The sequence below is a fragment of the Brevibacillus fluminis genome, from assembly GCF_003710825.1.
Classification (GTDB): Bacteria; Bacillota; Bacilli; order Brevibacillales; family Brevibacillaceae; genus Brevibacillus_D; species Brevibacillus_D fluminis.
Genome location: NZ_RHHQ01000015.1, coordinates 80,471 through 95,299 on the forward strand (window position 1 = coordinate 80,471; position 14,829 = coordinate 95,299).

General features: G+C 48.2%; 13 protein-coding genes. 9 read left to right on the top strand and 4 right to left on the bottom strand.

The window, feature by feature from the left end:
- Positions 1-74 precede the first annotated feature (74 nt).
- Positions 75-1,166, bottom strand: a complete 1,092-nt coding sequence (locus EDM56_RS19270) for an ABC transporter substrate-binding protein (protein ID WP_246009449.1) — start codon at positions 1,164-1,166, stop codon at positions 75-77.
- 331 nt (positions 1,167-1,497) lie between these two features.
- On the opposite strand from EDM56_RS19270, the gene EDM56_RS19275 reads away from it, so the two are divergent.
- The 7 genes from EDM56_RS19275 to EDM56_RS19305 all read left to right on the top strand — a co-directional run bounded on the left by EDM56_RS19275 (position 1,498) and on the right by EDM56_RS19305 (position 8,423).
- On the top strand, positions 1,498-3,114 hold the full coding sequence (locus tag EDM56_RS19275; RefSeq protein WP_183192525.1) for an ABC transporter substrate-binding protein: 1,617 nt from the start codon (positions 1,498-1,500) through the stop codon (positions 3,112-3,114).
- Between the two features lie 33 nt (positions 3,115-3,147).
- On the top strand, positions 3,148-4,071 hold the full coding sequence (locus EDM56_RS19280) for an ABC transporter permease (protein ID WP_221175993.1): 924 nt from the start codon (positions 3,148-3,150) through the stop codon (positions 4,069-4,071).
- A gap of 10 nt (positions 4,072-4,081) precedes the next feature.
- Positions 4,082-4,951: an ABC transporter permease gene (locus tag EDM56_RS19285; protein ID WP_122919544.1), complete on the top strand. Its 870-nt coding sequence runs from the start codon at positions 4,082-4,084 to the stop codon at positions 4,949-4,951.
- A 23-nt stretch (positions 4,952-4,974) separates the two neighbouring features.
- On the top strand, positions 4,975-5,787 hold the full coding sequence (locus EDM56_RS19290) for a M55 family metallopeptidase (protein ID WP_122919545.1): 813 nt from the start codon (positions 4,975-4,977) through the stop codon (positions 5,785-5,787).
- A 40-nt stretch (positions 5,788-5,827) separates the two neighbouring features.
- Positions 5,828-6,811, top strand: coding sequence for an ABC transporter ATP-binding protein (locus EDM56_RS19295; protein WP_122919546.1), 984 nt, complete (start codon positions 5,828-5,830; stop codon positions 6,809-6,811).
- Positions 6,808-7,812 (top strand): ABC transporter ATP-binding protein, encoded by a 1,005-nt coding sequence (locus EDM56_RS19300; protein WP_122919547.1) that lies wholly within the window; start codon positions 6,808-6,810, stop codon positions 7,810-7,812. The genes EDM56_RS19295 and EDM56_RS19300 overlap by 4 nt, the downstream gene beginning before the upstream one ends.
- A 206-nt stretch (positions 7,813-8,018) precedes the next feature.
- Positions 8,019-8,423, top strand: coding sequence for a DoxX family protein (locus tag EDM56_RS19305; RefSeq protein ID WP_122919673.1), 405 nt, complete (start codon positions 8,019-8,021; stop codon positions 8,421-8,423).
- Between the two features lie 279 nt (positions 8,424-8,702).
- On the opposite strand, the gene EDM56_RS19315 is transcribed toward EDM56_RS19305, so the two are convergent.
- From EDM56_RS19315 to EDM56_RS19325, 3 genes are all read right to left on the bottom strand, one after another.
- Entirely contained in the window at positions 8,703-9,614 is a 912-nt protein-coding gene (locus EDM56_RS19315) for an amidoligase family protein (protein ID WP_122919548.1), read from the bottom strand.
- Positions 9,615-9,817: 203 nt separating this feature from the next.
- Positions 9,818-11,575 carry a Rieske (2Fe-2S) protein gene (locus EDM56_RS19320; RefSeq protein ID WP_122919549.1) on the bottom strand — a complete coding sequence of 586 codons (1,758 nt, stop codon included), beginning with the start codon at positions 11,573-11,575 and terminating at the stop codon, positions 9,818-9,820.
- Positions 11,576-11,900: 325 nt separating this feature from the next.
- Positions 11,901-12,776 carry an SDR family NAD(P)-dependent oxidoreductase gene (locus EDM56_RS19325; RefSeq protein WP_122919550.1) on the bottom strand — a complete coding sequence of 292 codons (876 nt, stop codon included), beginning with the start codon at positions 12,774-12,776 and terminating at the stop codon, positions 11,901-11,903.
- Between the two features lie 143 nt (positions 12,777-12,919).
- On the opposite strand from EDM56_RS19325, the gene EDM56_RS19330 reads away from it, so the two are divergent.
- The gene (locus EDM56_RS19330; protein ID WP_122919551.1) at positions 12,920-13,390 is read left to right on the top strand and encodes a MarR family winged helix-turn-helix transcriptional regulator; all 471 of its coding nucleotides are present in this window, start codon (positions 12,920-12,922) and stop codon (positions 13,388-13,390) included.
- A 607-nt stretch (positions 13,391-13,997) separates the two neighbouring features.
- Positions 13,998-14,792, top strand: coding sequence for a hypothetical protein (locus EDM56_RS19335; RefSeq protein ID WP_122919552.1), 795 nt, complete (start codon positions 13,998-14,000; stop codon positions 14,790-14,792).
- Positions 14,793-14,829 lie beyond the last annotated feature (37 nt).

The following is a 14,829-nucleotide window of genomic DNA, read 5'->3' on the forward strand; positions in this document are numbered from 1 at the left end:
AGAATAGGCAGGGGCAATTTCGGACGCAAAACGCCGGAGACAGCCACTGCCTTTTTGTTTGTTGAACGCTTGGCTTACTGCTTCACTTCCGACCAAATCCGGTCATAGGTTTTCGTCACATCGCCAAGGAATTGCAAATGCTCGCCATTTTGCAGTGCGTCCTTCGGCGGGTAAACGGCGATGTCTTCCGTTACGGACTTGTCGATCAGCTTCAAGGCTTCCTGATTCGGATTGGCATACGGGAAGTCTTTGGAGATTTCCGCACTGATTTCCGGCTGCAACAGAAAATTGATGAATGCCTCGGCTGTTTTCTTGTGAGGGGCATCTTTCGGAATTACAAAATTATCCTGCCACAAATACAAGCCCTCTTCCGGTAAAACATACTGGATAGCTGGATTTTCCTTTCGCGCGAGAGCAGCTTCTGCACCCCAGACGAAACCGATGGATGCCTCGCCGTTGATTAGCATCGTTTTGGGGCTGTCGCTGTCAAACGCTTTGATATTGGGCAGCAGCTTTTTCAGTTCGTCCTTTGCCTGCTGCAAGATTTTCTCGTCCTTCTCATTAAGCGAATAGCCCATTTTCTTCAGTGTGATGCCGATGATCGCCCGCTGGTCATCCAGCACGACCATCGAATTTTTGTACTTGGGGTCCCATAAATCTTTGTATCCCGTAATCTTGTCTTTGATTTTGTCAGTATTGACTGCGATGATGGCGTCACCCCACATGTAAGGAATGGAAAATTTGTTGTCTGGATCGAATGAGAGGTTTTTGAAATCGGCACTGATGTTTTTGAAGTTCGGAATATTCTCATAATTAATTTCCTGAATAACACCGAGATTTCGCATCATCTCAACCATATACTCCGATGCAACAGATAGATCATACCCGGACGAACCGACACTTAATTTCGCCAGCATTTCTTCGTTGGACGAATAGGTGCTGTAGTTTACTTTGACACCGTATTGCTGTTCGAACTTGTCAATGATGGATTGCGGCAAGTATTCGGTCCAGTTGAACACATTCAGCTCCGCATCCAGCTTTTCCCCTTGATTCGCGGCGGGTGGATTGCCTTCCGTCTGTTGGCTTGTGCTGCAGCCTGCAAGCAAGCTTCCCGCGGCCAGCACCGCAGTGACCGAGCCTACCAGCCATGTTCTCCATTTTCTCATCTTTTGCCCCCCATTCATGCTTTTTGGTGCGTTCGTTAAGACGCTTTTGTTGACAAAAATGCAATGCAGGTACGTCCATTTTACCATAACACCAGGACAAAATATCCAATTTTTAGGTGGAATTACCCAAAAAAACAAGCACACGTGGAATCACAATCTACCTGTCTACGCGAGCCAAGCATCGTTTGACGTTGGTCATTTTTTTCGGACAGCCATTGAAATTTTACATAAGGGCTATAAAGAATTTCAATTGGTGTCGTTTTCCTTCTATCCACTATTATAAATAGGCAGAATATTTACAATAATTAAGACGATGATAAGGGAGGGCGCAATGAAACACACAAAGCGTATCGTCAAAAACGGGCTCATGGGTCTCATCGCTGTGCTTTTTGCCGCAGGGACAGTCGCCTGTTCATCCACGTCGGAAAGCGCGCCAGCTTCAAGCAATGCCCCAGCAGGAGATTCCCAAGCAGCCAGCAATTCTGGGGGTGACACACCAAAGCCTGGTGGCGTCTTGAAGCTGGCTCGGGCGCAAGACGTATCGAATTTAGATCCCATCGTTCCGGGAGACAACATGTCGATTTGGACGCTGTTGCTGATGTACGATCAGTTGGTTCGCGTTTCTCCCGACGGAAATGGGCTTGAACCAGCGTTAGCGACGGAGTGGAAAGTCTCTGACGATGGCAAAACCTACACCTTTACACTGCGCAAAGGCGTCAAATTCCACGATGGTTCACCGATGACAGCAGCCGATGTCAAATTTTCGCTTGATCGGGCGCGAGGCAAGGAGTCGAGCTGGAGCTGGATCTATACGGGAATCGATTCAGTAGAGGCTACGGGCGATGATGTCGTGACGATTAAGACGAAAACGCCGTATGCGCCGTTGCTTTCGTCCTTAGCGTTGTTCAGCAGTTCCATCGTATCCGAGAAAGCCGTGAAGGATAAAGGAAAGGATTTTCTCAGCAGCAACGAGATGGGTACCGGTCCGTTCCGCTTGGCCGAATGGCAGCGCGGTCAAAAGGTAGCGTTGGCAAAAAATCCGGATTATTGGCAACAAGGCAAGCCGTATTTGGACGGGGTCGAGCTCGTGCAAGTGCCGGAAGATACGACGCGGATGCTGCAGCTGCGCGCAGGTGAAATCGATATCGCATCAAATGTCCCATTTAACTCGCTAGAAGAGCTGAAAACGGATCCAAACTTGAATGTCATGGCAGTCCAGCAATCGCGAATTGATGTGCTGACGATCAATAACACGCGCGAGCCGTTTCAGGATGTGAAGGTACGGCAGGCGATTAACTATGCGATCGACAAGGATGCGATCATTAAGAATGTATTGCTGGGGAATGGCGAAGCGGCCACGTCCTATTTGCCGAAAATGAAATTTTTCAATGACCAGCTCAAAGGGTACAAATACGATCTGGACAAAGCCAAGCAGCTGATGGCGGAATCTTCGAAACCGAATGGCTTCAAAACGAGTTTGCTGATCAGCTCCGGCAATGAGACGGAGCGCCAAATTGGCGTCATCGTCAAGGAGCAGCTTGCGGCGATCGGGATCGATCTCGACATCCAGCTGATGGAGCCAGGTGCGGCGGATGAGGCGATCAATGCGATGAAGTACGATTTGGCGTCTACGTACTTCACGACAGACATCATCGACCCGGATGAATTGACCAGCTTTGAGGTCGTTTCCACAGGAGGCACGAATTCGTACCACACGGGCTATAAAAACCCGAAAGTGGACGAGCTGTCCGACAAGGCGCGCGAGGAGCTGGATGAATCAAAACGCAAAGAAATGTATTTCGAGATTCAACGGCTTGTCAGCGAAGATGCGCCTTTTGTTTTCCTGTACTATAAACCAGCGACGTATGCCGTGCAGAGCTATGTAAAAGGTTTTCAGGTCATGTCCACAGGCAATTACCGCCTTGAGGACGTATGGCTGACCAAGTAAAGAAGGTGATGCAGCATCGTACGCCTACACTTTGTGCTCCAACGTCTGATCCAGCTCATTCCGGTCATTTTCGGAATATCGGTCGTTTCATTTCTCATCATCCATCTGATTCCCGGGGACCCTGCCACGATCATGCTCGGCCCTCGGGCAACACCTGAAACTGTGCGGCAGCTGACCGTACAAATGGGTTTGGACAAGCCGTTGTATGATCAATATCTCATTTTTATTAAAAATTTGTTCCAAGGTGAATTGGGGAATTCGATCTTGATGAAGCAATCGGTCAACAAGCTGATTGGAGAGCGACTAGGCACGACATTTTTCCTGGTGATTTACGCTTCCCTGCTCAGCCTATTGATCAGCATCCCGCTTGCATTATGGTCTGCGATGAAAAAAGGTTCGCTGATTGACGGAGGATTCCGTGCGATATCAATTATCGGTCTGGCGATGCCATCATTTTGGATTGGGATTCTCCTCATGCTTTTGCTGAGCATTAAATTGAAACTGTTTCCTGTATCGGGCTACGGCAAAAATTTTGGGGGCCACATATACTATTTGTTTTTGCCGGCCTTGACGATTACCTTCGGCCTGGCACCGGTGCTGATGCGGCCGCTGCGAAGTAAAATCATCAGTGTCTTTTCCTCCGAGTACATCGAAGCAGCACGTGCGAGAGGGCTGAAGGAGCGAGCGGTCGTCATCAAACACGTCCTGCGCAATGCAATCAATGGCACGATTACCATTCTCGGCGTTAATATCGGCTGGCTGCTCGGTGGTTCTGTCGTCATTGAAACGGTATTCTCCGTACCTGGTTTGGGACAGCTTTTGATCAATTCGATCCTGGCGAGGGACTATCCGGTCATTCAGGGTCTCGTGCTCGTATTCGCGATATTGGTCGTTGCAGTCAATTTGCTGACGGACCTATGCTACACGATACTCGATCCGCGCGTCGATCTGGAATAGGGGGGAGAACATGGCACAATTACAACAAGTTGCACCCAAAACACCAACCAGGACGTTCCGCCCGAGATTTTTCTCCCGCATACCAGTCAACGCCAAGATCGTATGGGGGCTTGCTGTGGTATGTTTCGTCATCGTGCTGTCCATATGTGCGCCATGGCTGTCGCCCTATGACCCGAACGCCAACGACTTGGCCAACGCGCTGCAAAAGCCGAGCGCTGCCCATTGGTTCGGTACAGACAATTTCGGCCGCGATATCTTTACCCGCATGCTTTATGCCGGTCGGGTCGATCTACAAATCGGGGTGATCGCGGTGATTGTCCCCTTTATTACAGGAACGCTGATTGGACTTTTATCCGGTTATTTTGGGGGCTGGTTCAATACATTGATGATGCGGCTGGTCGATGTCGTCATCAGCTTTCCATTCATGGTGCTGATTATCGCCATCATTTCCATTCTCGGACCAGGCTTGATGAATATGTATATTGCCATTTTTATTGTCGGCTGGAGCGCCTATGCGCGAATCGTGCGCGGCGAAGTGCTGGTGGTCAAGCAGCAGGAGTACATTTTAGCTGCCAGGAGCATCGGATATGGCCATGGAAGAATCATGCTGTGCCACATTTTGCCGAATGTGATCTCGTCTGCGATCGTCTTCGCGATGTCCGATGTCGTGCTGTGTATCTTGCTCGGCGCATCGCTTAGCTTCTTGGGATTGGGCGTTCAGCCGCCTGCTGCAGAATGGGGATCGATGATCTCAGAAGGGCGCAATTACATTATAAACGCATGGTGGATTGCCACTTTCCCTGGCCTAGCGATCGTGGTGACAGGGCTTGGCTTCAGTTTGCTCGGAGATGGTTTGGCAGAAAAAATCGAACAGCAATAAACAATATGATGGAGGGGAACAGAATGAAAGTTTTTATTTCAGTCGATATGGAAGGCATTTCCGGCGTCATTGACGACGACGATGTGGATGTGGGCAAAAAAAACTACGAGTACTTCCGCAAGCTGCTGACGCAAGATTTGAACGCGGCGATCGCGGGTGCGCTTGATGCCGGGGCGACGGAAATCCTCGTCAACGATTCGCACGATACGATGAAAAATGTGCTCTGGGATGACCTGAATCCAAAAGCGGAATTGATCAGTGGCTTCAAAAAGCCGATGCTGATGGTCGAGGGGCTAGACGACTCGTTTGCCGCAGCATTCTTTATCGGGTACCACGGCAAGGCGGGGACGAAAGACGGGATATTAAACCATACGCTGAGCGGAAGGATTCAACGGCTGTTCTTGAATGGACAGGAAGTGGGCGAGGCTGGTTTGAATGCAGCCGCCGCTGCAGCCTTCGGCGTTCCAGTTGTTTTGGTCACAGGCGACACGCAGACTGCAGCGGAGGTGGAACAAGACATACCGGGTGTCTACACGGTGGCTGTCAAAGAAGGAAAAGGCATTCATACCGGGCGCTGCCTGCACCCGAGCGTCACGCGGGAGATGATTCGGGCAAAAGCGAAAGAGGCGGTCGAAAATCACAAAAACGTGCAGCCGTTGCCGAAGCTGGCATCGTACACGCTCGATCTAGAGTTCAAATCGACCAACAGCGCCAAGCTCGTCAGCTACATGCCGGGGGTCGAGCTGATCGACGGCAGAACCGTCCGCTACCAAACCGATGATATGCGAAAAATGATGCCGGTCCTATTAGCGATGCTGCTTTTGTCCGCAAGCTAAATGGCTGACATTGCCCGAATGGAACAGGGGGAGGATCGCATTGAGGCCATTACTGGAAGTCGAGAATCTGGAGGTCATTCTCGAAACTAAGGCACGCACCGTGCATGCCGTTACTGATGTCACGTTTCATATTAACCATGGTGAAACGGTCGGCCTTGTCGGAGAAAGTGGCAGCGGCAAAAGCATCACCTGTCGCTCCATCCTGCAGCTGCTGCCATCTCCACAAGGAAAAGTAACAAAAGGAGCAATCCGTTTTGAAGGAAACGAGCTGCTGCACTATTCGAAAAAGCAGATGCAGCAAATCCGCGGCCAAAAGATCGGCATGGTGATGCAGGACCCGATGAGCTCGCTTGACCCGGTGTACCGGATCGGCGATCAGATAGTCGAAACGTTGCGAACACATCGATCAATGAGTAAAAAAGAGGCATGGAACAAAGCGATCGAATTGCTCCGATTGGTAGGAATTTCTTCACCAGAACAGCGTATCTACAATTACCCGCACCAGTTGAGCGGTGGAATGCGGCAACGGGTAATGATTGCCCTCGCGATCTGCTGCGATCCTCATCTTTTGCTGGCTGATGAACCGACGACAGCGCTCGATGTGACCGTACAGGAACAGGTGCTCACTTTAATGAAAGAAATTCAACAACGCCTCGGGATGGGGATCTTGATCGTGACCCACAATCTTGGCGTAGTTGCCCAGATGTGTGACCGAGTCGTCGTCTTATATGCAGGAAAAGTAATGGAAACAACCACGACGGCTGAATTGTTCCGCAAGCCGCGCCATGCCTATACGGTGGGGCTGATTCGTTCGGTACCTCGAATCGAGTCGGATGAAAAGCTCCAAGGAATCCCGGGTTCATTACCAGATTTGTCGCAACCACTGGAAGGGTGCCCGTTCCATGCCCGTTGCTTTTTGGCCACAGTGGAATGCACCAAACATGAACATACGCAATTGAGAGAGATCGCTCCAGGTCATTGGTCGGCATGTTATTGGCACGAAAGGGTGTGCGATGAGACATGACGACAATTTTACGTGTGGAAAGTCTGCGTAAGGAATTCCGCAAAACAGGCGGTTTGTTGGATAAATGGTTCAAGCGAAGTGGAACTGTGCTTTATGCGGTGGATGGTGTCACATTTTCGCTGGAAGCGGGGGAGACATTGGGGCTTGTCGGGGAGAGCGGTTGCGGAAAAAGCACGGTAAGCCGCACGCTCATGAGGCTGTATGAACCGACAGACGGGACCATCACCTTTTTGGGGCAAGACATCACGAGCAGCGATGAAAAAAGTCTGCGAAAAGTAAGGAAATATATGCAGATGGTGTTCCAAGACCCGTATTCATCGCTCAACCCGCGCATGACGGTACGAGAGATGCTGGCAGAGACGATCCGCTTCCACCAAATATGCAGCAACGAGCAGGAACAAAACGAATACATCGACTTTTTGCTGGAAAGGGTCGGCTTACATACCAAAGATGCGGACAAGTACCCGAAAGCCTTCAGCGGCGGGCAGAGGCAGCGAATTGGGATCGCCCGTGCAATCGCCGTCAAGCCGAAGCTGTTGATTGCTGATGAGCCAGTCAGTGCGCTTGACGTATCGGTTCAGGCCCATATCTTGAACCTGCTGGAAGATTTGAAGAAAGAGTTCGCGCTATCGCTCATTTTCATTTCCCACGATCTCTCGGTGGTGAAGTATATTTCGGATCGAGTTGCGGTCATGTATTTGGGTCGGATCGTGGAGATTGGTACGACAGCGGAGATTTTCCAGCAGCCTGCGCATCCGTATACGCAAGCACTGCTTTCTGCTGTGCCAAGGTTGGATCAAGTCAGACAAGAAACAATCGGGCTTGCAGGCGATCCGCCCAGTCCCTATATGCAGCATGCCGGTTGCCCGTTTGTTACCCGCTGTCCAAAGCGGATGCAGCTCTGCGAAACGGAATCGCCCCCGGTTTATGAAGCGGGGGAGACACATCGGGTAAGCTGTCATCTAATGGCTGATGAAGGCTATCGACCTTCATTTTCTTAACAGATCGTACAGCTGCTAAGTGTCATGAAAAAACAGTAGAGCATCGAACACACGCGAAAGGACCGGAATCATCCCCCGGTCCTTTTTTGTACCAGAAGAAAGACCGCAATGCAAAAGAAATGTAGTCTTCCTGACTATGATACGATGTGGTTGTGGGTAAGAATCAGAGGAAAAACGTATGTATCGGAAAGGTGGAATTTCAAATGATGAGCAACAACATATCCAAAAGCCGCCTGTGGGTGGCGAGAATCATGAGCGGAATCGTTATTCTTTTTATGCTTTTTGACAGCGTGATGAAATTTTTTCAACCTGCCCCTGTGGTGGAAGGAACACTGGAGCTGGGCTTTGCGCAGCACCATATTGCATTGCTTGGCATTCTAGCACTTGTCTCTACGATATTATATGCGGTGCCGCGCACGGCCGTCTTGGGTGCCTTGTTACTAACCGGCTATTTCGGCGGTGTGATCGCGACACAGATTCGCATGGATGCTCCGCTATTTACCCACGTGCTGTTTTCCGTCTATTTGGCAATTCTTGCATGGGGCGGACTTTGGCTGCGGGATGAGCGGGTTCGCAATCTGCTTCCCATGCAGCAGCAAAAAAATCGGTAAGTGTACAAAAAGCGCAGCGGGTATGCTGCGCTTTTTCACGTGGCACGAAATGCAAATGGATCAAGGCAAAATGGCAAACGAACGAACAGGAAATCCAGTAGCTTTTTCTGGTTTGGCGACAATGTTGACGAGGTGTATCAGATCAGTTGGGACAATGTGATCACCAAAAAAGCGGAATTGCTTGCACCGCAATTGAAAGTAATGGGAAGCATAATTGAATGAATAGCGCGTTAATTATAAAGCCCCCTAACTAAAGGGGGGCGACCTAAAGCAATCTTATTAATCCGGGAGCTTACCTTCAATTTTCCAGCCGTTTGTAGATAAATGGAAAAGATATCTTATTATCTTGCGGTCGGTATTCTCAATCGCAACCAATAAACCATCTGGCCTAGGCAATATATGAAGGATCTCGCTCTCTGGGAAAATGCTGGCGGCTATAGGGGTTATTAGCGGTACTAACATATTTTCTAACCATATTCTCTCCCGATACCAAAGTGGGGCAGAAATGGGCGGAGGATATCCAGTGAGAGGCACTCCGAGGTCATTTGCCATTTGTTTGGGATCGCATGAAAGCTTACGTCTTGCACCAATGGCTGCAACGAATCGAAGGCAAAATTCGACGGTAGTGATGACTTCATCGTATTTCAAAGTGCCGTTAGCATAACGAATTTCTACTGTCTTGTTATCGAACCATGCAGCAATGTTGACGCCACACCGCTGGGATTGAGGACGTCCTCTATGTCGAAGAGCCGCATCCCCAGGGTTGGAAAGAAAACGATCACGCATTTCCCAGGTGACAGGAGGGCAGTATACCAGCCGATCTTCACTGGTAGTAAATAAGTATTTCACTGATTCTTGATATTGCAATGCAGCATCGATAAAATCAGGAATTGCTTCTTCCCCCCAAGGCTCCATGCTAACGTGGACGTGAAGTCCGCAATTCCAATTAACTCTCGCTCCTGTCGCAATGAGCCTCCGCAACATTTCGTTGATTTGTTCCCGATCTTCCCACAGAATGGGGGGAGTTTGAAGTTCGCTGCCGGACTCTTCGCCGGTATCATCAATTTGCAGTTCATCTAACGCCATTGTCCAGCCTGGTAAAAGCTCGACAACCTCGGGATTACCCCCAACAAATTCAATCTCAACGCCAAAATAAAGGTTTTTCCAATCCATAATAAAGGGCTTCATCATTCGCCATCCTCCCTGGTTGTGATTGTCTTGTTATTTAGGGGAGAAGGCGGCGGAGCACGGGATTAACGAGGGACTTTTTTTCTTGTCAAGGAAAACGCCTCCTGTATAACAGTTTGAAATATATGGATATGATAATCCGCCAAGAATTGGGATCACAAATCTGTCATTGAAGTCATCTCTTCAATCAGGGTTTAGCTTTAGGATTACGTCTCTTCGAAGAGCCGCTCGCCCCGGTGCAGCCGAGTGGCAATACGGGCGATATGCGGCAGTTCGCGGGGGGTGGGTGCATGGGCCGCTAAATAGCGGGTTGCCGCCAGAAGCATCGTTTCACCAGCGCGGGCGGCGAAGGCGTCGTTGCGCTTTGTCCAGTGCTCATATTCGGCGACCGCCGCTTCGTACATCTGAAACGAATGGAATTCGGCGTCCTCGCGTAAGAGCGCATGGCCTAACGTATTAAGCAGGGCGTCAGGGTCGCCGCCGGCGTGCAGGTAGCCGGCTGTCCAGCGCGCCGCTTCGTGCACCTGCTGGCGTTGATCCAAAATTTCCAGCAGCCGCTCCGGATTGGTAGTGTCGACGGCGGGGACGGCCGATCCATCCGGACGTTTTGCCGCTGGGATATTCAAAAAACGATCCAAATAAATGCTGATTATCCCGTGGTAGATCGCCCGGATGAGCAGAGGCTGGGTCGAGCGGCGCAAACGCTCATGCACAGCATGGGTATAGGTAAAGGTATGCAAAACGGAGATCCAATCCCCGAAATCATTCTGGGTATGGAAGCGAACGATCCGTTCCGCCGCGGCCAAAGCAACCAGTTGGGCCAGTTGGGCCGGATGTGCGCCGGATTTCAAGAGCTCCGTGACGAGGTTCACTGTTTCAAGTGGTTCGTCGCTTAACAGCTGTTCCACGATTTTCTCTTCATCCGCTGCGGAAATATCTGTATATGGCTCGGCCAGAGGAAAACTATCCAACTGCGCGAATGCTTCCTTCAGCGGAACGATCAAATTCACTGGCGACTGCCACTGATGAAGTTCCTCACTCCGGGTAGGATCTGCGAGGAGTCGAACCAGTGAGGTCAGCGTCTGCTCGGTGTGCTCTTCGCCGATAAGGTCAATCGCTTCAAAGGCTTTATTATGGAAATCGAACGTATGACCGCCGTCCAAATAAAAGTGATCGGTCACCGCCATCAACATCATCTCCGAAAGCTTCTCCAGGGAAGCACCCTGATGGACCGCCGTGAGCAACACTCTTTCAGCCCCTTGTGTATCGCGGACCTCGATACAATTGCGGTACCATTCCGTCAACCGCTCGAGCGGCACGTCAGCTCCGGGTAGCGGCTTCAGCAGATGCCGCGCCGCGGCACCAGAGCTGTTGCGAGCCACATGAAGCAGCCCCTGAAAAAGAGCGAGGATCGTTCCTGCTTTATCTAGCTTCGGTAACACATTTGACATCGCGGTAAGTATGGTGAGCCCCGAATTCCAGCCTCTTCCATAAACGGTACCGAAATTGATGCCAACCCGCATGATTTCCGCTGCTGGAACGCCAGCTTCCACCAATCCGACGACTGCTTTGGCAATCACGAGACCGAGATTTTGCTCCAGGCCTTCTCGCAACCGAAGTTTGTATTTCTCAATGCTGTTCGTTTGTTTTGGATGCGGATTCACCCAAACTACTCCATTTTCAATTTTCACTTCATAGGATGGAACATCGTCCGCCCACGGATCCAACGTTCCACCGCTGCAAACGTCAAAGCGCGCATGATGCCAATGACAGGTGAGTATCCCGTCGCACAAGCTACCCATATGCAGAGGAAATCCCATGTGCGGACAGCGATTGTCTACCGCATAAACCTTCTCCTCGTGATAAAACACAGCGATCCCGCCATGGATTAACTTGTGGCCCTTCTCTTGGATCGACGTTAGTGTACCTGCGTTGATCCAAGGCTGGCTTTCGGCTTTGTGCATTCTGAGTATCCCTCCATAAGATTCTGTATTTTCAAACAAATTTATCATCATCTTTTAACTTTGTCAACATTTTTATTTGTAATGTATGGCAATGTCGTTACACATCTATTTTTTTTAAAAGTTAAAGGATATGTACAACAAAATAACTTATCCCTTAAGGCTTTTTGAGTTTTTAGACAGTTCCAGAGTCGCCACACTCAAAAAAGTTTGATTTATAACGGTAATAAATTCTCCCAAGAACATAATAGACAGAAGGGAACCACTTTTGACGGTGTGTTTAAGTAACTCTCCTCATCGTTTGTCTATTCCTTTCATCATCGGTGTTTTAGGAAAGAAACCCCTTTTGCTCCAGCAAATCTTCTGTAGCCTGCCACAATTTGTGCTGAGTTGCAGCATCTCCCCCGGGAGGCACCGGTTCAATTGATTTTCCTGTCCCAACATTAAAGTATCCGCCTGTCATTTTTTGATATTCCGGCTCTACAATCAATCGTGTAATAATATCGGCTCCTCTTCGCGGATCGCCAAGACGAAGGGCTTTCAACAATCGTTCTAATGCGGATGCAAACCAAAGTTCTCGTCCTAGTCCAGTAACATTAAATCCTGGATTTAGCGCATTTACGCTGATTCCCGTACCAGCCCACCTTCGTGCCAGTTCAGCAGTGAACATAATAGTAAACAATTTGGTTTTTCCATAAATGGCGGATGAGCCGCGAGCGGTAAAGGGAGTTGTATCAGTTAAATCCTCGGGGAGCTTTAAAACGCCGTGACGGCGTGAAGCTTCAGAGGCAACATTGACAACTTTGGCCTTCCCTGCGTTCTGTAGAGACGGTTTTAGCGTATGTGACAACAGCCACGGCGATAAATAATTGACTGCAATCATTTCAGGAAGCCCCTCGGGAGTAATACGGGGCTCGAAGGCATGAATTCCCGCATTGTTCAACAGCACATCAATTTTAGGGTAAGCGGCTGCTATTTCACTGCCAATCCGTTTAACATCCTCTAATAGCGATAAATCTCCATAAAAAAAATCAACCTTTGCCGATGATGTATTCGCTTCAATCAGTTTTCTAGTAGCATCAGAGCGTTTTTTACTCCTGGCAGTTAAGACAAGGTCAAAGCTGCGTCTTGCCAATTCAATCGCGACAAGCTGTCCAAGACCGCTGGTGGCACCTGTTATGACAACAGTTGCTTTTTTAGACATTATCATTACTCCTTCATGTGATACAATTTTTTTGAAAAACAATAGGTGAACTATTTAGTTGACATATGTCCATCATATTGAAGTAATTGATATATGTCAATTAAAATTGAGTTATTATTTGATCGAAAGAAAGGTGAGTGAGGATGAACGATACTCCATTCAAAAATGAACCGAGGGAGAAACTGGAGATTGAGTTAGGCGAGCAGCTGAACGCCCTCATCAGCGCTTCACATGCCCTAAATGTCAGATCCGCAGCTAAATTCGATTCCTCCTTACAGCCTGCAGCTTTCCATATTGTTCGCTGGCTGTACTCCTATGGCCCAACTAATGCCGCCACTTTAGCGGAATCAACTGCGATGGATCGAAGCTCGGTCAGTCGCCTTGTCAAACAGCTCCAGTCTCTAGGGTATGTGAGCAGAGAAACTTCCCCTAATGATGGTCGTGGAATTGTGTTATCTCTTACCGAGTATGGACAACAAAAAATAATAGATGCGCTTAAGGAGAAAGAGTCTGTTTTTTTTGAACGAATCTCGGACTGGAAAGATGAGGAGCTTCATGATTTCACCCAAATGCTTAAGCACTTTAATGGATTAAATCGTCGGATGAGAACGTAATCTTGGCAGCGGCCCCTTTTGGAAGCAATCGATGAAAGCCTGATTCCCGATCCGCCTCAATAGCGGTATTGGGACAAGTTCAGAAACGTCGGCTGTCATAGGCCGATATGAAAAAGGATTAAGCTTGTTGTCACAGAGACAGCCGAGCGGCCACAGCCAGGCAGATCTGACACTTTTCACGGCAGCGTCTTTCCTCCCTACAAAAAAACAGCAAGGCTGATCGCAGGCCAACCTTGCTGTTTTTTTGTACATCACGAAATATAGCTTCAGAGGTTATACATCTTCCAATTTCACGGTTGCAGTGGTGGAGGAGACGCTCGGAATTAACATCTCTTCTTGAAGCAGTTTTTTATGTATTTCCCCTTCGCACTCGTTAGTGCCATCAGCATTATGAGTATTGTAGTAGAGAACAAGTGAACCACCTGAAACCCACTCTCCAGGTGGTTTTTTCAATCTTGCCTATTAAAAATCACCTGTCTTCTCATTATAAAATTTACAACTTAGAGACAACTGAAAGATACTTTTTACATATTCCGTCTATATTCTAAACCTTGTAACAAAGGTTTCGTGCACAAACCAAAAACAAAAAATTTTAGGAGGCATTACTATGAATAAAAAAAATATTCTCGTTTTTTCGATGGCACTATCAATTGTAGGCGGTGCTACAGCAGCTGTATATGCAAGTGAATACGCGGTTAATTCTACTAAAAACAACGTCGTAACGGTGACAAACAAAGAAGGAAATGGCACAAATCAAACCACTAAAAATCATGAAGTCAAAGTAGCAAATGGAAAGATTAGTGATGAAGAAGCGGTAAAAATGGCAACCAAAGCTCTAAAAGACTATATGGGGCTTGACGCAAAATCTTTTGGTGAAGCGCGTGTCAATAGAACGAATGCGCAAGAAGATTTTAAGTTTTTTATGGATTTATATTCAAAAGAAGATGCAGCTGTAGTAAAAGAAAACGCCAAAAAAGATACTGCAAATGTTATTGTGGTGCAGTTTGTTCGTGCTGAAGACTTAAACCAGCCAATGGCTGCTTCGAATCGCATTGTCATTAATGAAAAAACAGGTGAAATTGTTTCTTTAACTGCTTTCACTAATGAAGCTCGAAGCTCAGAGGCAACAATCGCTGATGTGAAAGTTAAATCTGCGGTTATCAACTTTTTTCATAAACAACAGAAAAATGTTAAGGAAAATACGATGAAGGTTAGTAAGACTGCTAGTTCCGGAACCATACGTGTTCTTTGCAATTTGGAAGATGGAAGGGATGTAACAATGACAATTAGTCTGAAGAATTATTCAGTATCTAGTTATGAGATTAATTATGACAGACTAATCCCTCTACCTTCCGAAGAAAAAGATTACCGTGAGAATTTCAGAGAACTGAAAGTGAATTAAAATTGATTTTGTAGGACTGGTTAGATGGAGTAAGTAC